The 23,519-nt window shown below is 75.0% G+C and carries 25 protein-coding genes and 1 other RNA gene; 18 read left to right on the plus strand and 8 right to left on the minus strand.

Features of this window, described 5'->3' with window-relative positions; genetic code table 11:
* Positions 1-87: 87 nt before the first annotated feature.
* The gene (locus tag ACI79Q_RS08850) at positions 88-1,053 is read right to left on the minus strand and encodes an alpha/beta fold hydrolase (protein ID WP_456612994.1); all 966 of its coding nucleotides are present in this window, start codon (positions 1,051-1,053) and stop codon (positions 88-90) included.
* A 44-nt stretch (positions 1,054-1,097) separates the two neighbouring features.
* Positions 1,098-3,059: an FUSC family protein gene (locus ACI79Q_RS08855; RefSeq protein ID WP_456599174.1), complete on the minus strand. Its 1,962-nt coding sequence runs from the start codon at positions 3,057-3,059 to the stop codon at positions 1,098-1,100.
* Between the two features lie 61 nt (positions 3,060-3,120).
* Between ACI79Q_RS08855 and ACI79Q_RS08860 the strand changes: the two genes are divergently transcribed.
* Positions 3,121-3,948: a Nif3-like dinuclear metal center hexameric protein gene (locus tag ACI79Q_RS08860; RefSeq protein ID WP_456614554.1), complete on the plus strand. Its 828-nt coding sequence runs from the start codon at positions 3,121-3,123 to the stop codon at positions 3,946-3,948.
* Positions 3,949-3,966: 18 nt separating this feature from the next.
* Here the strand turns inward: ACI79Q_RS08860 and ACI79Q_RS08865 are convergent, their stop codons facing one another.
* On the minus strand, positions 3,967-4,743 hold the full coding sequence (locus ACI79Q_RS08865) for a hypothetical protein (RefSeq protein WP_456614555.1): 777 nt from the start codon (positions 4,741-4,743) through the stop codon (positions 3,967-3,969).
* A 64-nt stretch (positions 4,744-4,807) separates the two neighbouring features.
* Between ACI79Q_RS08865 and ACI79Q_RS08870 the strand changes: the two genes are divergently transcribed.
* From ACI79Q_RS08870 to ACI79Q_RS08885, 4 genes are read left to right on the plus strand one after another with little or no spacing between them, the layout of a single operon-like run.
* Positions 4,808-6,610: a carbon starvation CstA family protein gene (locus tag ACI79Q_RS08870; RefSeq protein ID WP_456614556.1), complete on the plus strand. Its 1,803-nt coding sequence runs from the start codon at positions 4,808-4,810 to the stop codon at positions 6,608-6,610.
* On the plus strand, positions 6,607-7,002 hold the full coding sequence (locus ACI79Q_RS08875) for a hypothetical protein (protein ID WP_456589002.1): 396 nt from the start codon (positions 6,607-6,609) through the stop codon (positions 7,000-7,002). The genes ACI79Q_RS08870 and ACI79Q_RS08875 overlap by 4 nt, the downstream gene beginning before the upstream one ends.
* A 59-nt stretch (positions 7,003-7,061) precedes the next feature.
* Positions 7,062-7,802, plus strand: coding sequence for a zinc ribbon domain-containing protein (locus tag ACI79Q_RS08880; RefSeq protein ID WP_456589003.1), 741 nt, complete (start codon positions 7,062-7,064; stop codon positions 7,800-7,802).
* Positions 7,799-8,893 carry a bifunctional RNase H/acid phosphatase gene (locus tag ACI79Q_RS08885; protein ID WP_456589004.1) on the plus strand — a complete coding sequence of 365 codons (1,095 nt, stop codon included), beginning with the start codon at positions 7,799-7,801 and terminating at the stop codon, positions 8,891-8,893. The genes ACI79Q_RS08880 and ACI79Q_RS08885 overlap by 4 nt, the downstream gene beginning before the upstream one ends.
* A 14-nt stretch (positions 8,894-8,907) precedes the next feature.
* Here the strand turns inward: ACI79Q_RS08885 and ACI79Q_RS08890 are convergent, their stop codons facing one another.
* On the minus strand, positions 8,908-9,672 hold the full coding sequence (locus ACI79Q_RS08890) for a sulfite exporter TauE/SafE family protein (RefSeq protein ID WP_456614557.1): 765 nt from the start codon (positions 9,670-9,672) through the stop codon (positions 8,908-8,910).
* Between the two features lie 24 nt (positions 9,673-9,696).
* Here ACI79Q_RS08890 and ACI79Q_RS08895 point away from each other — a divergent pair, with 24 nt between their 5' ends.
* Together ACI79Q_RS08895 and ACI79Q_RS08900 are read left to right on the plus strand one after the other, a co-directional pair.
* Positions 9,697-10,056 carry a DoxX family protein gene (locus ACI79Q_RS08895; RefSeq protein WP_456599178.1) on the plus strand — a complete coding sequence of 120 codons (360 nt, stop codon included), beginning with the start codon at positions 9,697-9,699 and terminating at the stop codon, positions 10,054-10,056.
* Between the two features lie 37 nt (positions 10,057-10,093).
* On the plus strand, positions 10,094-10,813 hold the full coding sequence (locus tag ACI79Q_RS08900; RefSeq protein ID WP_456599179.1) for a PIG-L deacetylase family protein: 720 nt from the start codon (positions 10,094-10,096) through the stop codon (positions 10,811-10,813).
* 9 nt (positions 10,814-10,822) lie between these two features.
* Here the strand turns inward: ACI79Q_RS08900 and ACI79Q_RS08905 are convergent, their stop codons facing one another.
* Both ACI79Q_RS08905 and ACI79Q_RS08910 read right to left on the minus strand, forming a co-directional pair.
* Complete coding sequence (locus ACI79Q_RS08905) at positions 10,823-12,208, minus strand: DUF222 domain-containing protein (protein ID WP_456614558.1); 1,386 nt, start codon at positions 12,206-12,208, stop codon at positions 10,823-10,825.
* Positions 12,181-12,393 carry a hypothetical protein gene (locus ACI79Q_RS08910; protein WP_456614559.1) on the minus strand — a complete coding sequence of 71 codons (213 nt, stop codon included), beginning with the start codon at positions 12,391-12,393 and terminating at the stop codon, positions 12,181-12,183. The genes ACI79Q_RS08905 and ACI79Q_RS08910 overlap by 28 nt, the downstream gene beginning before the upstream one ends.
* 99 nt (positions 12,394-12,492) lie before the next feature.
* Between ACI79Q_RS08910 and rnpB the strand changes: the two genes are divergently transcribed.
* Positions 12,493-12,894: RNase P RNA component class A (gene rnpB / locus ACI79Q_RS08915), an RNA gene on the plus strand.
* A 147-nt stretch (positions 12,895-13,041) separates the two neighbouring features.
* On the opposite strand, the gene ACI79Q_RS08920 is transcribed toward rnpB, so the two are convergent.
* A complete protein-coding gene (locus ACI79Q_RS08920) occupies positions 13,042-13,290 on the minus strand; it encodes a hypothetical protein (RefSeq protein ID WP_456614560.1) in 249 nt (82 codons plus the stop codon).
* A gap of 308 nt (positions 13,291-13,598) precedes the next feature.
* Between ACI79Q_RS08920 and ACI79Q_RS08925 the strand changes: the two genes are divergently transcribed.
* Complete coding sequence (locus tag ACI79Q_RS08925; protein ID WP_456614561.1) at positions 13,599-14,831, plus strand: choice-of-anchor I domain-containing protein; 1,233 nt, start codon at positions 13,599-13,601, stop codon at positions 14,829-14,831.
* Between the two features lie 43 nt (positions 14,832-14,874).
* Here ACI79Q_RS08925 and ACI79Q_RS08930 read toward each other — a convergent pair whose 3' ends face one another.
* Positions 14,875-15,582, minus strand: coding sequence for a class I SAM-dependent methyltransferase (locus ACI79Q_RS08930; protein WP_456614562.1), 708 nt, complete (start codon positions 15,580-15,582; stop codon positions 14,875-14,877).
* Positions 15,583-15,697: 115 nt separating this feature from the next.
* Here ACI79Q_RS08930 and ACI79Q_RS08935 point away from each other — a divergent pair, with 115 nt between their 5' ends.
* The 9 genes from ACI79Q_RS08935 (at position 15,698) to ACI79Q_RS08975 (ending at position 23,487) form a co-directional block, all read left to right on the plus strand.
* Positions 15,698-16,357 (plus strand): prepilin peptidase, encoded by a 660-nt coding sequence (locus tag ACI79Q_RS08935; protein ID WP_456614563.1) that lies wholly within the window; start codon positions 15,698-15,700, stop codon positions 16,355-16,357.
* Between the two features lie 187 nt (positions 16,358-16,544).
* On the plus strand, positions 16,545-16,787 hold the full coding sequence (locus tag ACI79Q_RS08940; protein ID WP_456614564.1) for a Flp family type IVb pilin: 243 nt from the start codon (positions 16,545-16,547) through the stop codon (positions 16,785-16,787).
* An 80-nt stretch (positions 16,788-16,867) separates the two neighbouring features.
* On the plus strand, positions 16,868-17,278 hold the full coding sequence (locus ACI79Q_RS08945) for a TadE/TadG family type IV pilus assembly protein (protein WP_456589014.1): 411 nt from the start codon (positions 16,868-16,870) through the stop codon (positions 17,276-17,278).
* Positions 17,266-18,237 (plus strand): pilus assembly protein TadG-related protein, encoded by a 972-nt coding sequence (locus ACI79Q_RS08950; protein ID WP_456614565.1) that lies wholly within the window; start codon positions 17,266-17,268, stop codon positions 18,235-18,237. The genes ACI79Q_RS08945 and ACI79Q_RS08950 overlap by 13 nt, the downstream gene beginning before the upstream one ends.
* Positions 18,238-18,247: 10 nt before the next feature.
* Entirely contained in the window at positions 18,248-18,988 is a 741-nt protein-coding gene (cpaB, locus tag ACI79Q_RS08955; RefSeq protein WP_456589016.1) for a Flp pilus assembly protein CpaB, read from the plus strand.
* The gene (locus ACI79Q_RS08960; protein ID WP_456589017.1) at positions 18,985-20,178 is read left to right on the plus strand and encodes an AAA family ATPase; all 1,194 of its coding nucleotides are present in this window, start codon (positions 18,985-18,987) and stop codon (positions 20,176-20,178) included. Before cpaB ends, ACI79Q_RS08960 begins: the two co-directional genes overlap by 4 nt.
* Positions 20,175-21,653: a CpaF family protein gene (locus ACI79Q_RS08965; protein ID WP_456589018.1), complete on the plus strand. Its 1,479-nt coding sequence runs from the start codon at positions 20,175-20,177 to the stop codon at positions 21,651-21,653. Before ACI79Q_RS08960 ends, ACI79Q_RS08965 begins: the two co-directional genes overlap by 4 nt.
* Positions 21,650-22,591 (plus strand): type II secretion system F family protein, encoded by a 942-nt coding sequence (locus tag ACI79Q_RS08970; protein WP_456589019.1) that lies wholly within the window; start codon positions 21,650-21,652, stop codon positions 22,589-22,591. The genes ACI79Q_RS08965 and ACI79Q_RS08970 overlap by 4 nt, the downstream gene beginning before the upstream one ends.
* Positions 22,591-23,487: a type II secretion system F family protein gene (locus ACI79Q_RS08975; protein WP_456589020.1), complete on the plus strand. Its 897-nt coding sequence runs from the start codon at positions 22,591-22,593 to the stop codon at positions 23,485-23,487. The genes ACI79Q_RS08970 and ACI79Q_RS08975 overlap by 1 nt, the downstream gene beginning before the upstream one ends.
* The last annotated feature ends 32 nt before the right edge of the window (positions 23,488-23,519 follow it).

The following is a 23,519-nucleotide window of genomic DNA, read 5'->3' on the forward strand; positions in this document are numbered from 1 at the left end:
TGGCCGCCGAACGAATTTGCGCCCCTCCGTGCACGCACTCGACGGTGTGGCGGCGGCCACATCTTCCCGTGCCCCGTATCCAGCAGGTCAACCGGCCTTCCGGCGCTCGACCTCGATCCGGTCGAGCAGGTCGGTGAACGCGCGGTCGACCACCGCCGCGCGGGTGAGGTTGACGCTGTGCCCGGCCCCGGGGACGACGACCAGCTCGGCGCCCGGGCCGACCGCCTCGGCGATCCGCCGCCCGTGGGCCTCGGGGGTCAGCCGGTCGTGCGTCGCGGCCACCACCGTCACCGGCACCCGGCGGAGGACCTCCAGCGCCGCCGTCTCGTCGTGGTCGAGGAAGGTCGCGTAGAACGCCATCGTCACCGGTAGGGGCGTCTCCTCCAGCAGCTGCTGCACCAGGCGCACGCTGCGCGGGTCGGCGTCGTCCTTGCCGAACAGCAGCCGCCGGATGGCCCGCCGGCCGAGGAAGGTGCCCCGCCGGCGACGTCGCTCCAGCGCCGGGGCCAGCCGTTGCAGCAGCCAGAGGTAGAGCGGGAGCAGCCGCAACCGGCGCATCAGCGTGACCACCGTGGCCAGGACGCCGGTGCTCACCAGTCCACCGGCCGAGGTGGCCAGCAGGAAGGCGCCGACGATGCGGGTGCCGAACAGCTCGGGCCGCTGCCGGGCCAGCGCGAGGATGCTCATCCCGCCCATGGAGTGGCCGGCGAGCACCACCGGCCCGGTGGGGGCGACGGCGTCGAGCACCTCGCCGAGGTCGCGGCCGGTGCGGTCGATCGTGGCCCGGGTCAGGGGCGTCCAGCCGGAGCGGCCGTGGCCGCGCTGGTCCCACAGGACGAGCCGGGCCCGGTCCCGCAGCGCCGCGCGCTGGGGCTCCCACTCCGCCAGCCGCGCGGTGAACCCGTGGCAGAGGACGACGGTGAGCGGGGCGACTTCCCTGCCGTCGAACTCCACGTGCAGGTCGCAGCCGTCGTCGGTGGTCACCGTCCGCGAGCCCGGAGGGGGCGGTCCGTCGAGCGGGGGCAGGGGCAGCAGCGGGGGGTCGGCGGGCACGGCGCCATCCCATGGCCTCGGAGCGTGGCGCGCAACCGGCCGGCTCAGTGGCCCCCGCGGCGCCCGGGTGCGGTCTCCCGCACCAGGCGACGGGCGGCGTCGACCTCGCGGGCCACCGGGGCCAGCACCCCCTCGGCGTGCAGCTCCGCGTCGTCGGGCACGACCGACCGCCGGACGTCGTCCTCCAGCCCGCGGATCGCCCGGCGCAGGACGGCCACCTGGGCGAGGTCGGGGGCCGGCTCCCCGCCGCGGCTGGCGATGACGGCCTCGGTGACGGCGTCGGACGCGCGTTCCAGCTGCACGATCACCGGCCACCACGCGGCCGCCCGCGTGCTGATCGGCGGTGGCTCGGCCAGGCGCCGCTGCAGCTGGGTCTGCAGCTCGGTGAGCGCGCGGTAGCTGCGCCTGCGGGCGCGGCGGCGCTCGGCCGGGCTGCCGGTGAAGGCGGCCGCCACGAACGCGTCCAGGGCGCGGGCGGCGTCGCGCAGCGCCTCGTCCAGCGGGGCGCGCCAGGTCTGCGGCCACAGCAGGTAGCCGAAGACCAGCACGATCGCGCAGCCGATCAGCGTGTCCAGCAGCCGGGCACCGACGAGCCCCGGCCCGGCAGGCAGCGCCAGATCGAGCAGCAGGATGATCAGCGGCGTCTGGAAGACGGAGAACAGGCCGAAGTTGGCGTTGCGCGCCCACGGCAGCACCGCGGCCGCGCCGGCCAGCGCCACGAGCACCCACCCGTTGCGGGGGAGGGCCGCGAGGAGGGCGGAGCCGAGCAGCACGCCGAGGAGGGTTCCGGCGCCCCGCTGCACCGCCCGGGTGAACACCGAGCCGAAGTCGGGCTTCAGCACGATCGCGACGGTCAGCAGGACCCAGTACGGCCGCTCGATGGGCAGGTACTGGCGGGCGATCTCCGCGACGGTCATGCAGAGCGACAGCCGGACGGCGAAGCTGCGGGCGTCGGCGCTGGCGAGCGTGCGGTCGGCCAGATCGTGGAGGCGGGTGCGGAGGTCGGGCCGGGCCACCGCCGCGGCCGCCGCGCCGGCCCGTTCCTCCGGGTCGCCCACCACGTTCCACACGAGCCGGACGCCGTGCCGGACGGCCCGCACGGCCGGATGGCCCTGCTCGAGGGGGGCGGGGCGCTGCTCGACCAGCTCGCCGCGGCCCGAGACTGCCGCCGCCAGCGCGTGCGCGGCGGCGACGTCCTGCGGATCCGGGGGGATGCCCGCGCGCGCGGCGGCCACGGCGCCCTCCACGAGCGGCGCCGCCGCGTTGAGGACGCCGGCGAGTTCCGAGAGCTCGCGGCTGCGGCCCGCCGACCGGCTGCGGCTGCGGATGACCCGGTCGTAGGCGGCGTTGAGGGCCGTGGTGAGCGCCCGCCGGGCCTCGGGGGCCGCGTCGCTGCCGACCGCCGCCAGCAGCTCGCCGATGCGGGTGAAGACGGCGGCGACGGCGGACCGGTCGGGGTCCAGCGGCTCGGTCCGGTACTGCACCAACGCCGTCAGGGTCGCCCACGCCGCACCGCAGAGGAAGAAGCCGACCTCCGCGGCGGCCGTGAGCGGGGTGACCAGCCCCGAGGCGAGCGCCGTGTAGATCAGCAGCTGCAGCGCGCCGAGCGACAGAGCCGCGTTGACCGCGCTGACCAGCGCCGCGGCCGCCGACAGCGCCGCGATGACGGCCACCGGTGCCCACCCGCCACCGGTCGCGAACTGGCCGGCCAGCAGGCCCAGCATGCCGAAGAGGGTCGCCGCCCCGATCCGGCGGAGCCGGTCCCGGAGCGGGCCGGGCTGGGGCGCCAGGCTCGCCGCCAGCGCCCCCATCGTGCCGAACACGCCGGCGCCCAGCGTGACGGCGGAGTCCAGGCCGCCCATGGCGACGGCGAGGGCCAGGGGGGCGGGGATCGAGACGGCGAACCGGGCGACGTCGCGCCACGGGACCGGCGGGGGCGTGGTGCGCACCAGCTCCTCGAGCCAGGCGGGGGCCCGCAGCGATCGCTCCCCACGCCGCCGCACCACGCTCCGAAGCTTGGCACTCCACCGGACCGGCCGTGCGCACCCCCGCCTACCCTGACCAGCCGTGACCGTGCAGCTCGGGAAGGTCCTCGCCGCCCTCGATGCCCGCTACGACCGGGCCCTCGCCGAGGGGTGGGACGCCGTCGGGCTGGTCTGCGGCGACCCCGCGGAGGAGGTGCGGCGGGTGCTGTTCGCCGTGGACCCGACCGCCGCCGTCGTCGACGAGGTGGTGCGAACCGGTGCGCAGCTGCTGGTCACCCACCACCCGCTGTTCCTCAGCCCGGTGCACGGTGTGCCGGCCGACGACCCGCGGGGGCGGCTGGTGCACCGGCTGGTCCGGGCGGGCGCCGCGCTCTTCGTCGCGCACACCAACGCCGACCGGGCCCCGCGCCACGGGGTCAACGACGCGCTGGCGGCGGCGCTCGGCCTCGCGGAGGCCGTGCCACTGGAGCCCACCGCCGCGGATCCGCGGGCCGGGCTCGGCCGGGTGGGCCGGCTGCCGGAGCCGATGACGCTGCGCCGGTTCGCCGAGCACGCCGCTGCCGCGCTGCCCGCCACGGCCGGAGGTGTCCGGGCGGCCGGTGACCCCGACCGGCGGATCGCCACGGTCGCGGTCTGCGGCGGCAGCGGTGGCTCGCTGCTGGGTGCCGCCGCCGCGGCCGGGGCCGACGTGCTGCTCACCAGCGATCTGAAGCACCACCCGGTGTCCGACGCGCTGGAGGGGGCCGGGCCGGCGCTGTGCGACGTGGCGCACTGGGCCTCGGAGTGGCCGTGGCTGCCGGTGGCCGCCGACGTGCTGCGCCGCGACCTGGACGGCGCGGTGGAGGTCGCCGTCGCCACCCCGCGGACCGACCCGTGGACCTGTCGCGCCGACGCCCCGGCCGCGGGCTGACCGGGGCGGTCCGCGCGGTCAGCCGTGACCGGCGGCCCGCAACGCCTGCACGCAGCTGCGCTCGAGCGCGCGCTGGCGGCGGATCCGGGCGAGCAGGCCGGGGACCGGCTCCAGCTGCCTGGTCGCGGCCGGGTGCACGTCGGTGAGCCGGCCGTCGGCGTAGCGGCCGGAGGTGGTGTGCACGGTCCACCGCTCGACGTCCGGCACGGAGAGCTCCTGCCCGACCAGCACCGCCGGGCCGGCCACCGCCGGCGGTCCACCCGGCAGCGCGAGCGGATCGGCGTCCCAGTCGGGGACCCGGACGGTGCGCACGTGCAGGCCACCGTCGTCGACGGCCAGGACGGCGTCGGCGGGGCCCTCGCGCCGGTCGACCGGGACGACGGCGTCCGGGTCGAGGACCAGCACCAGGCGCGGCAGGTACCACCAGTGCTCGCGGCGGAGCATGTGCGAGTCGGCCAGCGCCCGCGACGGTGGGTGCTTGCGCAGCTCCTGGTCGAGCAGCTCCTCGCTGAACAGCTCGCCGTCGCCGTCCTCGACCAGCGTGAGCCGCCCGGTGAACGCCAGGGGTGACCACCGCGCCCCGGTGAGCCGTGGCTCGGAGAGGACCAGCGCGGCCGAGCCGGCGGCCGCGGCGGCGCGGGCGGTCGCCACGTGCGCCCAGGGCAGCGCGACCGCCGGCCGGCCGCCGAGGGCCAGCGGGACGACGCCGGTGGCCCCCGGGGGCCCGTCCGGCGTGGACCACAACAGTTCGGCCACACCCGCGGCGTGGAGCGCGGCCAGACTTGTGGGGTCCATGGGCTGAGTGTTCACTCCCTCCGACGGCGGCGACGAGGCCGCCCGTGGACCAGGGGGTTCTGCCGTGCCCGCGTTCGTCGTGGCCGCCGTGGTCGGGGTGCTGTTCTTCCTCGGCTACCGGTACTACTCCAGCTACCTGGCCCGGAAGGTGTACGCCCTCGACCCGGCGTTCGTCACGCCGGCCCACCAGTTCAACGACGGCAACGACTTCGTGCCGACGAACAAGCACGTCCTGTTCGGCCACCACTTCACCTCGGTGGCCGGGGCGGCCCCGATCGTCGGCCCGGCGATCGCGGTCTTCTGGGGCTGGGGCCCGGCCCTGACCTGGATCGTCCTGGGCACCATCTTCGCCGCCGGCGTGCACGACTTCGGCGCGCTCGCGGTGTCGGTCCGGCACAAGGCCAAGAGCATCGGCACGCTGGCCGGCGAGGTCATCAACGGCCGGGCCCGGAAGCTCTTCCTGGCGATCATCTTCTTCCTGCTCACCCTGGTGAACGCGGTCTTCGCCGTGGTGATCGGGAACCTCTTCGTCGCCAACCCGGGTGCGGTCATCCCGATCGTGCTGGAGATCCCGCTGGCGATCTTCATCGGCGTCTACATCTACCGGACGCGGTCCTCGGCGCTCATCCCGTCGATCGTCGGCGTGATCGTGTTGTACGCCCTCATCCTGGTCGGCAATGAGTTCCCGATCTCGCTCGACGGGCTCGCCGACGCGCTCGGCGTGGAGCAGACCCGCAACGTCTGGGTGGTCCTGCTCTTCGCCTACACCTGGATCGCCTCCCGCATCCCGGTGTGGGTGCTGCTCCAGCCGCGCGACTACATCAACAGCCACCAGCTCTTCATCGCCCTCGGCGTCATCGCCCTGGGCGTCATCGTCGGCATGAACACCATCCAGGCGCCGGTGGTCAACGACGTGCCCGAGGGCTCGCCGAGCTTCTTCCCCTTCCTCTTCATCACCATCGCCTGCGGGGCGATCTCCGGCTTCCACTCCCTGGTCTCCTCCGGCACGACGTCCAAGCAGCTGGACCGCGAGACCGACGCCCGCTATGTGGGCTACATGGGCGCGGTCGGCGAGGGGTCGCTGGCCACCGGTGCCGTCCTGGCCGCCACGGCCGGCGTCGCCGCCTCGCAGGCGGACTGGGAGGCGCTCTACCCGGACTTCGCGACCGCCTCCAGCGGGGCGACCGGCAACTTCGTCAACGGCGTGGCCCAGTTCGCGAACAACATCGCGATCCCGCTCGACCTCGCGACCATCTTCGCCGCCGTGGTCGTGATCAGCTTCGCCGCCACGACCATGGACACCGGCGTGCGCCTGCAGCGCTACGTCGTCCAGGAGATCGGCGAGCTCCTCGGCATCCGGGCGCTCTCCCGCAACCTCACGGTCGCGACCACCATCGCCGTCCTGATCCCGCTCGGCATGGCGCTGATCCCCGGGGAAGGGGAAGCCGGGTACACCTTCGGGGTCCTGTGGCAGCTGTTCGGGACCACCAACCAGCTCACCGCGGGCCTGGCGCTGTCGGTCATCGCCGTGTGGATCACCCGCCGGGGCCGCAACCCCCTCGCCGCGCTCATCCCGCTGGTGTTCCTGCTGGTCATGACGTCGTGGGCGCTGATCGTCAACCTGCGCAACTTCATCGAGGCCGAGGACTGGGTGCTGGCGCCGCTGGACGCGCTGATCTTCGTCCTGGCGGTCTGGCTGATCGTGGAGGCGGCGCTGGCCCTGCGCACCGCCTACCGCGAGCGGCCGTCGACCCCGGTCGACGGATTCGGGACGGGGGAGCCGGACGCCGTGGCGAAGGCCAACCCCGAGGTCGGCGAATCGACGGCCGGGCCCACGGAGGGGCCGGCCGGGACCTCGCGCAGGTGACCTCGCGGGTCGTCCTCGTCCGCGGCTCCCGGGCCGCGGGCGGGGGCGGCGGCTGCTGCAGCGGGGACGTGCGCCCCTTCGACGACGGCGGCTCGCACGCCCACGCCCCCCGGGCGGACCCGGTGGGGGAGGTGTACCGGGCGCTGCGGGCGCGGCTGCCGGCCGACGTCGCGATCGAGGTCGTCTCGCCGTCGAACTGGCTCTGGCTGCTGCCGGAGCTGGTGAGGGCCGGGCGCCGCCGCGGCCTGCGGGGCGCCGCGCTGCGCCGCTCGGTGCGTGCGGGGATGGCGGTCGAGTCGCTCGTCGTCGACGGCGCGGTGCTCGCCTCCGGTGGCCTGCCCGCGCCCGCGGCCGCCGTCGCCGCGGTGGAGGCGGAGCTGGCGCTGCGGTGACCCGGCCGCCGTCGGGTCACCGGCGCGGGACCCGACCGGGGCGCGGGTAGGTTGAGCGCGTGAAGGTCGACCATTTCGAGCAGCAGAAGCTCCTGGAGCTCGCGGCGGAGGACGTCGCCCTGACCCAGCTCGCGCACCGGAAGCGGACGCTGCCCGAGGCCGCGGCCGTCGAGGCCGCCGCGGAGACCGAGCGGTCGCTCGGGGACGACGTCGTCCGGGCCGAGACCGAGGTCCGCGACCTGCAGCGGGAGGTGTCCCGCCTGGAGGCCGACGTCGAGACGGTCCGGCAGCGCGCGACCCGTGACCAGCAGCGCCTGGACGCCGGTGGCATCACCGCGCGGGAGACCACCAGCCTGCAGCTGGAGCTCGAGTCGCTCGCCCGGCGCCAGGCGACCCTGGAGGACCAGGAGCTCGAGCTGATGGAGCGCCTGGAGACCGCCGAGTCCACCCTGCGGGCGGCGCAGGAGGCGCTCGAGCAGGCTCGGGCCGATCGGGAACGCGCCGAGCAGCTGCGCGACGACGCGCTCGCCGACGTCGCCGACTCCACCACCCGGCACGAGAGCGCGCGCGCCGCGGTCGCCGGGGGCCTCTCCGCCCCGCTGCTGACCCTCTACGACCGGGTCCGCGCCCAGACCGGCAGCACCGGGGCGGCGATGCTCCGGGCGCGGCAGTGCCAGGGCTGCCGGCTCGAGCTGAACGGCCGCGAGCTGGCGGCGGTCCAGAAGGCCGACCCCCACGAGGTGGTCCGCTGCGAGAACTGCGGGCGGATCCTGGTGCGCACGGCCGAGTCCGGGCTGTGACCCGCCGGTTCGTCGTCGAGGCCGACGGCGGCTCCCGCGGCAACCCCGGGCCGGCCGGCTACGGCGCGCTGGTGCGGGACGCGGACACCGGCCGGGTGCTCGCCGAACGCGCTGCGTCCGTGGGGCGGGCCACCAACAACGTGGCCGAGTACGGCGGCCTGGTCGCCGGGCTGCAGGCGGCGCTGGACCTCGACGCCTCCGCCGAGGTCGAGGTGCGGATGGACTCCAAGCTGGTCGTCGAGCAGATGTCGGGCCGCTGGAAGATCAAGCACCCCGACATGCAGCAGCTGGCGCTGCAGGCCCGCGCGATCGCTCGGAAGCTGGGCGGGGTCCGCTACACCTGGGTGCCCCGCGCGCAGAACGGTGCCGCCGACGCCCTCGCCAACAGCGCGATGGACGGCAAGCCCGTGCACCGCGACGCCGCCGCCGAGCCCAGCGTGGCCGAGGACGACGTCCAGCCCACGGCGGAACCCGCCCCGGTGGTCACCACGGTCACCCACCTGCTGCGCCACGGGCAGACCGAGCACACCCCCGAGCGCCGGTTCAGCGGCCGCAACGAGCTGCCCCTGTCGCGCACCGGGCGGGCCGAGGCCGAGGCGGCGGGGGAGCGGGCCGCCCAGCTGGGGATCGAGGTGGTCGTCGCGTCACCGCTGCGCCGGACGCGGGAGACCGCCGAGATCGTCGCCGCGCGGCTCGGGCTGCCGGTGGAGTTCGACGACGACCTGCGGGAGCTGGACTTCGGCGACCTGGAGGGGCTGACCTTCGACGAGGCCCGCGCCCGGCACCCGCTCGCGGTGCGCCGGTTCATGGCCGACGTGACGGTGGCGGCGCCCGGCGGGGAGTCGATCGCCGAGGTCAGCGCCCGGCTGGCCGGTGCGCGCCGGCGCATCCTGACCCGGCACGCCGGGAGGACGGTGCTGGTGGTCAGCCACGTCACGCCGATCAAGCTGCTGCTCGCGGCCGGGCTCGGGGTCGGCGACGACGTCGTCCACCGGGTCTTCCTGGAGGCCGCCTCGTTGTGCACCGTCGCCTGGAGCTCCGACGGGCGCACCTCGGTGCGGCTGGTGAACGACACCGCGCACCTGCGCTGACCGCGGTACGGCGTTCAGACCCCCACGAACAGGTACACCGACACCGCGACGCCGAAGGTCACGATCGTCACGCGCAGCGGCGTGGTGGGGATGCGGCTCGCCAGCCGCGCTCCGAGGAAGCCGCCGCAGAGGCCGGCCGGGGCGGCAACGGCGACGACGGTCCACTCGACCGGCCCGAAGACGCCGAACACCACCAGCGTCACCGTGGCGGTGACCGCGGACAGCGCCGACTTCAGCGCGTTGGCGAGCTTGAGCCGGTGCAGCCCGATGCCGAGGACGCCCACCAGGATCACCCCGAGCGCACCGCCGAAGTAGCCGCCGTAGACGGTGGCCAGGAACAGGGCCAGGTACAGCCAGGCCGGGTCGCGGCCGGGCCCGGCGGCGAGCTGACCGGCCAGCCGTCGGGTCACCAGCGGCTGGAGGGCGAGCAGCAGGCTGGCCAGCAGCACGAGCACAGGGACCACGGCGTCGAAGGCGTCGGACGGCGTGGTGAGCAGCAGGACGCTGCCGCCGAGCCCGCCCAGGGCGGCCACCGCGCCGAACCGGAGCAGGCGCCGGCGCTGGCCGGCGTACTCGGCGCGGAAGCCGGCGACCCCGCCGAGGTAGCCGGGCCACTGCGCCAGCGAGTTGGTGACGTTCGCCGCGACAGTGCCCAGCCCCAGCGCGACGAGGGTGGGGAAGAGGATCAGCGAGCCGCCGCCGGCGATCGAGTTGACCCCGCCGGCGAGGAATGCGACGCCCGCGACGACGAGCAGGTCGACGGCGGACACGGCGGACACGGCGGTGCAGCCTACGGTGGGCGCGTGCGGAGGCCGGCGAGCGCGACGTGGCTGGGAGCCCTGCTGGGTGGGTCGGGGGTGCTGCACCTGGTGCGCCCGCGTACCTACGAGTGGCTGGTGCCGCCGGAGCTGGGAGACGCCCGGTCGTGGGTGCTCGCCAGCGGGGTGGCCGAGATCGGTACCGCCGCCCTGCTCGCGGCGCCGCGCACCCGGCGGGCCGGCGGCTGGTCGGCCGCCGCCCTCCTGCTGGCGTTCGTGCCCGCGCACCTGCACCACGTCCGGCTCGGCCGCGGGAAGCCGGCGGTGCTGGCCGCCGCCGCGGTGCGGCTGCCGCTCCAGGTGCCGATGGTCTCGGCGGCGCTCCGGGTGGCCCGCGGCCGCTGACCGCCCGGGGCCGACGCCGGCACGGCAGACTCGACCCGTGCCCGCACCGATGCCCGACGACTGGCAGCGCGCCCTCGTCGTCGCCGCCCACCCCGACGACATCGAGTACGGCCTCGCCGCCGCGGTCGCCGTGTGGACGGCCGCGGGCAAGGAGGTGCGCTACCTGCTCGCCACCCGCGGCGAGGCGGGGATCGCCGGGATGCCGCCGGCGGAGGCCGGGCCGCTGCGTGAGGCGGAGGAGCGTGCGTCGGCCGCCGTCGTCGGGGTGAGCGAGGTGGAGTTCCTCGACCTCCGGGACGGCGTCCTGGTGGCCGGGCCCGACCTGCGGCGCGAGCTGGCGGGCGGCATCCGGCGGCACCGGCCCGACCTGGTGGTCACCACCTGGGGCGGGGACACCTGGACCCTGCCCGGGGTCAGCCCCGCCGCCCTGAACTCGCCCGACCACCGGGCGCTCACCCGCAGCGTGCTCGACGCGGTCGCCGACGCCGCCAACGAGTGGATCTTCCCGGAGCTCGCGGAGGACCCGTGGTCGGGCGTCCAGTACATCGCGGTGCAGGCCATGGGCGGTGAGCCGCCGCACGCGATGGACGTCAGCGGGGGAGTGGAGCCCGCGGTCGCGTCGCTGGCCGAGCACCGGCGGTACCTCGCGGCGCTGTCCGACGAGCCGGTCGACGAGCAGGCACGGCGACAGATCGACATGTCGACCCTGACCGAGGACGGCGGCCGGCAGGTGGGCTTCACGCTCTACTGGGGATGACGCACGCGGTCAGAACGGTGGTGGGTCCTCCGCCGGTGGTGGCGGTGGTGGTTGCGGTGGTGCGGTGAGGACGCGATAGCCGGGTGGTCGGCTGGTGCGGCTGACCCCGGTGGGGGTGATGACGGTGAGCACGCCGTCGTCGCCCAGGGTGTGCTGCCAGCCGGGGGCGAAGGTCTTGAGCCGGTGGTGGTGGCGGCACAGGCAGCACAGGTTCTCGCAGGCCGTGGCCCCGCCGTCGGCGTGCGGGATGACGTGGTCCAGATCGGCCCAGCCGGCGGGCACGGTGCAGCCGGGGTGCCGGCAGGTGCGGTCCCGCGTTGCGAGGAAGCGTTGCTGGGCGGCCGAGGGCCGGTAGCGGTCGATCGGACCCGGTGAGCCGAGCAGCGGGCAGTCGCAGGACCGGTCGGGGTGGTCGGGGCAGCCGTGGGTGGCCAGCTTCTCCACTTCGCGGCGGCCGGTGACCGCCCGCAGTCTTCCGGTGGCGTCGGTGAGCGCGATCTGCAGGCTGCCGCCGGGTGGGGCCTGCACGCCTGCGGCATCCAGGGCGGCGAGTAGTTCGCGCAGGTGGGCGGCGGTGATCGGCTCCCCGTCCACCTCGGCCACCGGCGCGGGCGGGCCGCCTGCGGCCGCTTCCCGCGCTGTGTCGGTGAACGCGGCCGGCAGTGATGCATTAGAGGCGAGGAAACCCGCCGGGGTGAGCGCGGGCAGCGGTGCGACCACGGTCAGGTGCGCGGTCACCGCCGGTTGCTGCTGCCAGGGGCGCAGCAGCAGGTCGGTGAGGGCTCCGGTGCGCAGCATGCCGATCGGCCGGGCATCGCCGGCGTCCTTCGCCGACCGGGCGTGGGCATCGACCGCCTGGCGGCAGGCCCGGGCCTCGGGATGGGGCAGCAGGGCGCGCAGCTCGCTCATCCCGTCCCCGACCGGGCGCACCGTCACATCCGCTGCCCGCCGACGGGCCTGCCGGCGCCGGTCGGCCGCGGCGGCGTCGCGGGCGATCAGCTCGGCGCGCACCGCCTCCCGCAGCTTCCCCACCCCCAACTCGGTGGCGGTGGGCAGGACGGCGGTCTCCATGGCGGCGATCACACCCGGGTCGGTCTCCCGCCCGGTGACGGCGACCTCCGCGGCCATCGCCCGGGCACGGGGCCAGTCCAACCGCCCCAGCCGCAGCCGTGTGTACGTCGCGGGCAGCAGCGTGGTGAGCACCTCGGCGTGCTCCAGCTGCGTCACCGCCGCCGTGCGGCTGCAGTTCTGCACCGCGGCCAGCTCATCGGGCACGAACTCACTCGCCCCGGCCGGGCCGACAGTGCCGGCGCGCTCGCCGCCGGGCAGCGGATCGGCCGGAGCCGGGCGCGCCGCGGCCAGGTCCATCACCAGCTCCACCCGCAGCGCCGCCACTGCGCCTCCGCGGCCACGATCTGACCCAGCAGCTCCGCCGCCTCCGCCGCACCCCGCCGGGCCGGCAACCACGCGCTCAACGGTTCACCCAACCGCGGCAACGGATCAGGGTCGGCCAGCTCCCACTCCGACGGCGGGCTCACCGGCCCCACGGTCACCCCGACCGCGAACCCGACCACCGACATACCCGCAGGTTAGGACGGGGGTACGACACTTCCGGCCGGCCTTCGGATCGCCGTGGCCGGGCGTGGGTCCGGGCCTCGTAGACTGGCCGGTACGACGGACGAGTCGGCCGGGCGGTCGCGTCGGCGGGGGAGACCCCGTCGCCGAGGAACGTCCGGGCTCCACAGGGCAGGGTGGTCGTTAACGGCGACCCGGGGTGACCCGCGGGACAGTGCCACAGAAAACAGACCGCCAGCGCTCGCGCTGGTAAGGGTGAAACGGTGGTGTAAGAGACCACCAGCACGCCGGGTGACCGGCGTGGCTCGGTAAACCCCACCCGGAGCTAGGTCAAGAAGGAGCGGCGGTTCACCGCCGTTCCGCGCAGGCGTTCGAGGGCGGCCCGCCCGAGCCTGCGGGTAGACCGCTGGAGCCTGTCGGCAACGGCAGGCCTAGATGGATGACCGCCCATCGGGAGGCCGCAAGGCGCCCGTGGACAGAACCCGGCGTACAGGCCGACTCGTCCGTCGTCCTTTCCTCCGGAGCGCCCGCGTGCGGCCACTCGGGGCCGGTGATGCCGCCGAGACGACGTTTCCGCGGGAACGCCTGCGGACAGCGGCCCGCCTCGGCTGCCGGTGGAGACGGCGGCAGCGCCACAGGATCTCCGGTAGGGCTCACCGTCCCTCGAGGTCACCGCCTGCGTCGGCTCGGTCCCCGCGCTCGTGACGGCGGCCGACCACTCCGGTGACGAGGAGCACGAGCCAGCCGGCCACCGTCGCGGCCCTCACCGCGATGTCGAAGGCCGACGTGTCGCCGGCGAGGAGGTCCCGGATCAGGAATCCGGCCGTGCCGACGAAGAGCAGGGCCGCCACCGCCAGGAACCACGGCTCGCTGCGGACGTCGCGTGCGCCTCGACCCGTCACGCAGCACAACCTAGAAGGCCGACGGTGCTGGCGACCAGCGCACGAGGCGCTTCCGGCCGACGGTGGGAGCGGCAGGCGGCACGAGTCGTCACCGCGTGCCGGGTCCGGCGCTTGCGACGTCCGGGAACGCGCCCGTGCGGGCAGTCGGTGTCCACTGCTGGTCGGGTGGCGGACACCCGGGGTTGGTCCACCGGCTGCCCGGGCGCCGTCTTCGCTGGTCAGGGTCGGGGCACTGTCCCGCTACCCCTGGAGCTCCCGTGTCACCCCGCGCCCGGCGTCTCACCTGCACGTTCCCTGCCGTCGCCCTGATGCTCGCCGCGACCGTCGCCCCCGCCGGTGCGAAGCCGGCGCCCGCGCCGGTCTTCACCGAGCTGGCCACGTTCGAGGTGACCGGGGAGGTCGCCGAGATCCTCGCGGTGACCCCCGACGGCCGGACGCTGCTCTACACCGACTCGGCCACCGGCGAGGTCGGGCTGGTCGACCTGACCAGACCCGCCGAGCCGACGGCGATCGGCAGCGTGCAGCTGGATGGGGAGCCCACGTCGGTGACCGTCACCCGCGACGGGCGCCACGCCCTCGCCGTGGTCGACACCAGCACGTCCTTCGCCGCCCCGTCGGGGGAGCTGGCCGTCGTCGACCTGCGCACCCGCGCCGTCGTCCGGACCATCGACCTGGGCGGCCAGCCCGACTCCATCGCGATCAGCCCCGACGGTGCGGTGGCGGCGGTCGCGATCGAGAACCAGCGCGACGAGGACCTCGAGGTCGACGGCGTCGAGGGCGGTCTGCCGCAGGCGCCCGCCGGTTTCCTGGCCGTCGTGGAGCTGCACGGGACGCCGGAGCGGTGGACGGTCGACCGGGTCGAGCTGACCGGGCTGGAGGGCGCCCTGTACCCGGACGACCCCGAGCCGGAGTACGTCGACATCGACCGCCGGGGCATCGCGGCGGTGACGCTGCAGGAGAACAACGCCATCGCCCTGGTCGACCTGCGTTCCCGCACGGTCGTCGGGTCCTTCTCGGCCGGGACAGTGACGCGCACCGACGCCGACACGTCCGACGACGGCGTGATCGCGTTCGACGACGCGCTGACCGCACCCCGGGAGCCCGACGCCGTCCAGTGGACGCCGGGGGGCAACCTGGTCACCGCGGACGAGGGCGACCTGGCCGAGGAGCCCAGCGGCGGTCGTGGCTGGACCGTCTTCTCCCCGGACGGGGAGGTCGTCTCGACCTCCGGGGGAGCGGCGGAGCAGGCCCTCGCCGCGGCGGGCCGCTACCCCGACGGGCGCAGCGACGACAAGGGCGCGGAGTTCGAGGGCACGGAGGTCGCCACGCTCTACGGCACCACCTACGCCTTCATCGGGTCCGAGCGCGGGGACGCCGTCCTGGTCTACGACCTCGCCGACGAGGGCGCGCCCGAGCTGCTGCAGGTGCTGCCCACCGGGGAGGCCCCGGAGGGGCTGCTCGCCGTCAAGCGCGGCCACCTGTTCCTGACCAGCAACGAGGACGACGGGACCATCTCGCTGTTCCAGCTGACGAAGCCCTGAGCTCCCCGGCCGGGGGCGCCCACCGCGCCCCCGGCCCGGGTGGTCAGGCGGCGACGGCGGTGACGAACGTGCAGATGCCCTCGCCGGAGTCCGCCCGGTGGCGTATCCCGATCAGCCAGAGCAGGGCGGTCTCGATCCGGTGGGCCAGCTTGCGTGGTCCCTCGTACCAGGTGGAGCCACCGGTCGTGACCGTGATGTCCTCGAACCCCGCCAGCCGGATGTGCTCGACGAGCATCCAGTCGGGGAGGATCGAGATGTGGCCCGGCTGGTAGTAGTGCCCGGGCCCGAAGATGAACGGGGCGCCGCGCAGGAACATCTTCAGCCGTGAGTGCGGGTGGGTGATGTTCGGGGTGCTCACCACGAGCTGGTCTCCTGGCCGGAGCAGGGCCCGGATCGAGCGCAGCACCTGCCGCGGGTTCTCCACGTGCTCGAGCGTCTCGACGCACATCACCAGGTCGAAGGGGCCGCGGGTCTCCTCGGTCCACTGCGGGTCGTCGAGGTCGAGGCGGTGGATCCAGTCGTGCGGCGGGTCCAGGTCGGTGGGGACGACGTCGAACCCGGCGTCCCGGAGCCGGCAGGCCAGCGCGCCGCAGCCGGCACCGACCTCCAGGATCCGGCCGCCGGTGGGCAGGGCCCGGCGTGCCAGCTCGACGGCGTACTCGTGCACTCCCGGGGCGGCGTGGATGCCGTGCCCCTGGTACGACCCGGTCGCAGCGGTTCGGGACGTGGTGGTGCGCTCGTCGGCGGTCACCTTCGGGAGTGTGGCCCAGCCGCCGCGTGCCCGCTCGTCGCGGCGTCGGCCGGGGCCCCGGGGCTGGCCTGTGCCAGGGTGGGCGCGTGCAGACCCCGGCCCGGTTGGCCGCCCCGTGACGGCGGCGGTCGTCGCTGTCGGCGCGATCGGTGGCCTGCTCGTGGGGGCGGCCGCGAACCGGGCCGCGGGCACCTTCCCGTGGGGCACGGCCGACGGGGCCACCCGGCGGTTCGCGGTGCGGCCCCCGGTGCTCGAACTGCTGACCGCGGGGTTGTTCGCGCTCCTGGCGCTGCGGCTGGGGGCGGTCGCGGAGCTGCCGGCCTTCCTGGTCGTCGCCGGGGCGGGCGTGCTCCTCGCGGTGATCGACCTCCGGCACCGGCTGCTGCCCGACCGGGTTACCGGTCCGGCCGTCGTGGCGACCGCGGTGCTGCTCACCGGAGCGGCAGCGGTGGAGGGCTCCTCGGACGCGCTGCTGCGGGCGGGGCTGGCGGCCGCCGCGCTGTTTTGCGGCTACCTGGTCCTCGCGCTGATCTCGCCCGCCGGCCTCGGCATGGGCGACGTCAAGCTGGCCGGCCTGCTCGGCCTGCCGCTGGGCTGGCTCGGCTGGCAGGCGGTGCTGCTGGGGGCGCTGGCCGGCTTCGTGGTCCAGGCCGCGCTGGCGCTGCTCCTGCTCGCCGCGCGGCGGATCGGGCTCAAGGGGGAGCTGCCGTTCGGGCCGGCCATGCTGCTCGGTGCGGCGATCGCGGTCGCCTGGAGCGGAACGCCCCCCGGCTGACGGCGACACCGGCGGTGACGCTGGGTCACCAGCGGACCGGAGCCGTCCCTCGATGGGCGGAGTGCCGTCCCTGGATCGGGTGACCCGCCCTCAAGCCCCGGTGTGTTCCGCACGACAACTCCCTCCAACGCCGCGAGGCCGGATCGCCCGATCCGGACCCGACGGCCCGCAACCGGAGGAGCACCGCATGCTGATCAACGCCTACGCCACCCTGGCCAGCCTCGTCGCCGTCGCCCAGGACCGCCTCAAGAACGAGGAGAAGGGCGCCACCGCCGTCGAGTACGGCCTCATGGTCGGCCTCATCGCCGTGGCCATCATCGCCGCCGTCGTGACTCTCGGCGACGAGCTGAGTGGCCTGTTCGACTCGGTCGGCGGAGAGCTGGAGAAGGCCAACGCTGGCGTGGGCACCACCACGACCACCACCGGCTGACCAGCAGCTGGCCGGAACGGCGCAGCGGCCCTCGTCCTGAGGGCCGCTGCGCCGTCGCACGAGAGAGGCGGTGGATCGGGATGAGGGGACGGCTGCGCGACGAGCGCGGTGCCAGCGCCGTGGAGTTCGCCTTCATCGTGCCGCTGCTGATCGTGCTGGTCATCGGCATCGTCGAGTTCGGCCACGCCTTCCAGGTGCAGGGCACGCTGTCGGCCGCCGCCCGCGAGGGGGTACGGGCCATGGCGCTGCGCAACGACCCGGTGGACGCGCGCAACGTCGTCCGCACCGCCGCCGCCTCGCTGCACCCGGCGATCACCGACGACCAGATCCACATCACCATCGTCGGCGGCACCGCCGAGACCTGTCCCACCACCGGCGCCGGCGACACCGCCGTCCGCCTCACCATCACCTACCCGAAGCCGTACCTCACGGACTTCTTCGGCGCGGGGATCGAGCTCACCGGAACGGGGGTCATGCGATGCAACGGCTGATCTCGCGGGCCCGGCGCCGGCTGGACGGCGAGCACGGCGCGAGCGCCGTCGTCCTCTCGCTGCTGATGGTCCCCATGCTGGGGTTCGCGGCCATCGCCGTGGACATCGGCGCGCTGTACGCCGAGCGCGCCCGGCTCCAGGTCGCGGCCGACGCCGCCGCCATCGCGGTGGCCCAGGACTGCTCCCGCGGCAACTGCGGCGACATGCTGGCGACCGCCCAGGAGCTGATCACCCTCAACGACCCCACGGGCACGGCCGGCCAGCCCGTGCTCAGCAGCGACCCGGTCAGCGTCACCGTCACCGGTGGTGCCCCCAAGGAGCACTGGTTCGCTCCCGTCATCGGGCACGACTCCAGCCACGTCTCGGCGACCGCGACGGTCGGGTGGGGCGCGCCGAGCCAGGGCACCGCGGTCCTGCCGCTGACCTTCTCCTGGTGCTCGTTCCGGGCGCAGACCGGGGGCGGGCTGCCGTCGACCGAGACGCTGCAGACGATCATGTTCAGCAAGTCCGACGACGTCGGCGGGTGCACCGGGCCGTCGGGCAACTTCGTGCCGGGTGGTTTCGGCTGGGTCGTGCCCGACGCGGGCAGGTGCCACGCCACCTCCGCGATCGGCCAGCGGCTCACCTCCGACACGGGTGTGTCGCTGCCGTCCGGCTGCTCGGAGGCCGACCTCCAGGGCTGGCTGGGCCGGACGGTCCTGCTGCCGCTCTTCGACGAGTTCGGCGACGGCGGCAGCAACGGCTGGTACCGCGTCTACGGCTACGCCGCCTTCACCCTCACCGGCTACGCGGTCAACGGCTCGATCAGCAGCGGCAAGAAGGTCTGCGGGCCCGGCACCAACTCCAGCGACCGGTGCGTCACCGGCTACTACACCCGCTTCGTCGAGCTCTCCGACGCCTGGACCTACAGCCCGGACGCCCCGCAGCTCGGGGCCTCGATCCTCCGACTCATCCGTTAGGGGCGCCCACGTGAGACGTCGACTCCTGGCCACCGCGGTGGCCCTCGCGCTCGTCGTCGCCGGCACGGTCGTCCTCGTGGGCTACGTGCGCGGCGCGGAGACCCGCGCCCTCGCCGGCGTGCAGACCGTCCAGGTCCTGGTGGCCGAGGCCCTCATCCCCGCCGGCACCCCCGGCGCGGCCCTGGGCGAGCTGGTGGGCATCGAGCTGCTGCCGGCGAAGGCGGCGCTGCCGGGCCGGGTCACCGACCTGGCGACGCTGGCCGACCGCGTCGCCACCGTCGACCTCGCGCCCGGCGAGCAGCTGCTCGACAGCCGGTTCGTACGGCCCGAGGAGCGGCAGGCGCCCGGCACGGTGCCGGTGCCGGAGGGGATGCAGGAGGTGAGCATCGTCCTGGAGCCCCAGCGGGCCGTCGGCGGCCGGCTGGCCGCCGGCGACACCGTCGGCGTCTTCGTCTCCATGGGCGACCCGGCGACGACCCACGCCGTCCTGCACGAGGTCCTGGTCACCCAGGTGCAGGGGGCACCCGCCCCGCCCGCGGCGCCCGCCGACGGGGCGACGCCGGCCGTCTCCGCACCGGCCCCCTCCGGCAGCCTCATGGTCACCTTCGCCGTGACGGCCGCGCAGGCCGAGGCCGTCGTCTTCGCCGCCGAGCACGCCAGCGTCTGGCTGTCCCTCGAACCGCCCGACCCCGACGTCTCCCGCACCCAGGTGCTCACCCCCGACACCATCTACGGAAAGGCCTACTCATGAGCCGCGTCGTCCTGGCCGGAGCCGGCGAGGACCTGGTCCTGCGCGTGAAGGAGGCCACCGGCGGCGATCTGCAGGTGCTGCCGCCGGGCCGGCTGCCCAGCGATCCGGCGCGGCTGTTCGAGCAGCTGGTCGACGACGAGCTGCCCGACGTGCTGCTCGTCGGCCCGCACACGCCGGCGCCCGAGGTGCTGACCCTGGCCGGCCGGCTCGACGTGCAGTCACCGGGCATCACCGTCGTCCTGGTGGCCGACCCGTCCCCGGACATGTGGCGGTCGGCGATGCGCGCCGGCATCCGCGACCTGCTCCCGCCGGACGCCGACGTGGCCGAGATCGCCGCCGCGGTCGAGCGCGCCGGGCATGCGGCGGCCGGCCGTCGCCGGGTGCTGCGGCCGGTGGCCGAGACCGACCGCTACGCCGGCCGGGTCATCACCATCGCCTCGCCCAAGGGCGGCGTGGGCAAGACGACGGTCTCCACGAACCTGGCGATCGGGCTGACCGCGGCCGCGCCCCAGTCCACGGTGCTCGTCGACCTCGACGTGCAGTTCGGCGACGTCGCCTCCGCCCTGAGCCTGGTGCCCGAGTACACGCTGCCCGACGCCGTCCACGGGCCGGCCAGCGAGGACACCATGGTCCTCAAGACGTTCCTCACCCAGCACCCCAGCGGGCTGTACGCGGTGTGCGGGTCCGAGTCGCCGGCGGCCGGCGACACGATCACCGGTGACGACGTCAGCCGGTTGCTGGCCTCGCTGGCCCGGGAGTTCCGGTACGTCGTCGTCGACACCGCCCCGGGGCTGTCGGAGCAGACGCTGGCGGCGCTGGACCGCGCCTCCGACGTCGTGATGCTCACCAGCATGGACGTGCCGGGGGTGCGCGGGCTGCGCAAGGAGATGGACGTGCTCCGCGAGCTGTGCATGATCCCCGCCGGCCGGCACGTCGTCATGAACTTCGCCGACCCCAAGGGCGGCCTGACCGTCCGGGACGTCGAGACGACGATCGGCACGGGGGTCGACGTCGTCCTGCCCCGGTCGAAGGCGGTGCCGGCCACCACCAACCAGGGCGTGCCCATCCTGACCAGCGGCGGCCGCCGCGACCCGATGGTGCGCGAGCTGCGCCGGCTGGTGTCGCGCTTCTCCGCCACCCCGCTCATGAAGGCCAGCCGCTACCGGGCCAAGCACCGGGCGGAGGCGTGAACCTCGCCCAGCGGCTGGAGGCCGCGCGCCAGGGAACGGGGCCCGCCGCGCCCGCGCCCGCGGCCCGGCCCGCAGCCGACGCCGGCACCGACCGGCCGGCGACCGCGGTGCCCGCCCCGGTCGTGCGCCCGGCCGCCGTCCCCCGTCCGACCGGATCGCCCGCCCCTGCGCCGCCGACCGACGCGCTGGCGCGGCTGAAGGACCGCGTGGGCAAGGCCCTGTTCGAGCGCATGGGCAGCCGGATGAACGACCCGTCGATGGCCGAGGACGCGCTGCGCGCCGTCGTGCTCAAGGAGCTTGACGAGGTCGTCGAGGAGGAGAACGTCCCGCTCAGCGCCGAGGAGCGGCAGCGGCTGACCGCCGAGCTCGCCGACGACGTGCTCGGCTACGGCCCGCTGCAGCGGCTGCTCGACGACGACGCGGTCAGCGAGATCATGGTGAACGGGCCGGACTCCATCTACGTCGAGCGCGGCGGCAGGCTCCAGCGCACCGCGACCCGGTTCACCTCCGAGGAGCACCTGCGCCGGGTGATCGACCGGATCGTCTCCCGCGTGGGCCGCCGCATCGACGAGTCCTCCCCGCTGGTCGACGCCCGGCTGGCCGACGGCTCGCGCGTGAACGCGGTGATCCCGCCGCTGGCCTTCAGCGGCTCCACCCTGACCATCCGGAAGTTCGCGAAGGACCCGTTCCGGGTCGACGACCTGATCGGCTTCGGCACGCTCTCGCCGGAGATGGCCGAGCTGCTGCACGCCTGCGTCGACGCCCGGCTCAACATCATCGTCTCCGGCGGTACCGGCACCGGGAAGACGACGCTGCTCAACGTGCTCTCCTCGTTCATCCCGGAGGGCGAGCGGATCGTCACCATCGAGGACGCCGTCGAGCTGCAGCTGCAGCAGGAGCACGTCGTCCGGCTGGAGTCACGCCCGCCGAACATCGAGGGCAAGGGCGCGATCACCATCCGCGACCTGGTGCGCAACTCGCTCCGCATGCGGCCCGACCGGATCGTGGTGGGGGAGTGCCGCGGCGGGGAGTCGCTGGACATGCTGCAGGCGATGAACACCGGGCACGACGGCTCGCTGTCGACGGTGCACGCGAACTCCCCGCGTGACGCCATCGCGCGGCTGGAGACGCTGGTGCTCATGGCCGGCATGGACCTGCCGCTGCGGGCCATCCGCGAGCAGATCGCCTCCGCGGTCGACGTCGTCGTCCAGCTCACCCGGCTGCGCGACGGCACCCGGCGGGTCACCCACGTGACCGAGGTGCAGGGCATGGAGGGCGAGACGGTCACGCTGCAGGACGCGTTCCTGTTCGACTACTCCGCCGGCGTGGACGCCTCGGGCAGGTTCCTCGGCAAGCCGGTGCCCACGGGGGTGCGGCCGCGGTTCACCGACCGGTTCGACGAGCTGGGCATCACCCTCTCACCGCGGGTGTTCGGCGCCGCGGAGCCGGCCCGCCCCTCGAGGTGGGAGCGGTGAGCGAGCTCCTCCTGGTGCTCGGCGTCGCCGCGATCTCCGCCGCCCTGCTGATCCTCGCCCTGGTCGTCGTCCCGGCCGGCCCCCCGCGGGTGCCCCTCACCCGGCTCGACCCGTCCGTGGCACCCCCCGCGTCCGCGCTGGCCGGCGCCGGCGCGGCGGCGGGAGCCGCGGTCGAGAAGGTGCTGCTCAAGCGTGGCCGGCTCGCCGCCGGCGCCGCCGCCCTGGAACGGGCCGGCATGGCGACGACGTTGCCGAACTTCGTCCTCGCCGTCGGGCTGACCACCGTCGTCGCCGGGCTCGTCGGCGGGCTGCTCGGCGGCCCGCTGCTCGCCGTGCTGTTCGTGGTGCTGGTGCCCGTCGGCGCCAAGCTGCTGCTCGGCTTCCGCGCCGGGCGGCGGCAGGCCGCGTTCGCCGACCAGCTCGACGACTCCCTGCAGCTGATGGCCAGCAGCCTGCGCGCCGGGCACAGCCTGCTGAGGGCGGTCGACTCGGTGTCCCACGAGGCCGAGGCGCCGACCTCGGAGGAGTTCGCGCGGATCGTCAACGAGACGCGCGTCGGCCGCGATCTCAGCGACGCGCTCGACGAGGTCGCCGCCCGGATGGGCAGCGACGACTTCACCTGGGTCGCCCAGGCGATCGCCATCCACCGCGAGGTCGGCGGCAACCTCGCCGAGGTGCTGGACGCCGTCGGGAACACCATCCGCGAGCGCAACGCCATCCGCCGTCAGGTCAAGGCGCTGTCGGCCGAGGGCAAGCTCTCGGCCGTCGTGCTCATGGCGCTGCCGTTCGGCGTGACCGGGTTCATCTCGATCACCAACCCCGCCTACATCGCGAAGTTCACCGAGAGCCTCGTCGGCTACGCCATGCTCGCCGCGGCGGCCGTGATGCTGCTGGTCGGGGGCCTGTGGCTCAAGAAGACCGTGGCGATCAAATTCTGATGAGCAGCGTCCCCGTTCCCGTCCTGCTGGCCGCCCTCGCGGTCAGCGTCGCCGTCCCGCTGCTCGGCTGGGCGCTGCTCGCCCGCTCCTCCGCCGCGACGGCCCAGGCGCGCGACAACCTGGTGCGCGGCCTCGGCCCGACCGGCGCGGCCGCCGCGGCCAGTTCCGGGCCGGGGGTGCTGACCCGCGTCGCCCGGGGCCTGACCCCCCGCGGAACGGTGGCCCGGCTCAACCGTCTCGCCGGCACGGCCGGTCGCCCGGCGGCCTGGCCGGTCCCGAGGCTGGTGGCGGCGAAGCTGGTGCTGGCCCTGATCGCGGGGGCGCTGGGGCTGCTCGTGGCCACCGCCCGGCCCGGCCCGCTGATGGTCGTGGTCGCCGTGGTGGCGACCGTCGTCGCCTACTTCCTCCCCGAACTGCTCCTGTACAGCCGCGGCCAGGAGCGGCAGGAGGCGATCGCCCTCGAGCTGGCCGACACGCTCGACCAGATGACGATCGCCGTGGAGGCGGGGCTCGGTTTCGAGTCGGCGATGGCGCGGTCCGGGAGCAACGGCACGGGGCCGCTGGCGGAGGAGCTCGTGCGCACGCTGCAGGACATCGCCGTCGGCCAGCCGCGTCGCGACGCCTACCTGGCGCTCGCCGAGCGGACGGGCGTCCCCGACCTGCGCCGCTTCATCCGCGCCGTGGTGCAGGCCGACCAGTACGGCGTCTCGATCGCCGACGTGCTGCGCACCCAGGCGCAGGAGATGCGGCTCAAGCGCCGCCAGCGCGCGGAGGAGAAGGCGATGCAGATCCCGGTCAAGGTGATCTTCCCGCTGATCCTCTGCATCCTGCCGACGCTGTTCATCGTGCTGCTCGGCCCCGCGGTCATGGACATCGCCGCAGCGTTCAGCGGCTGAGCACATCGTCGTCCTCCGGACGACACCGCGGC

The organism is Blastococcus sp. SYSU DS0828 (assembly GCF_054050975.1).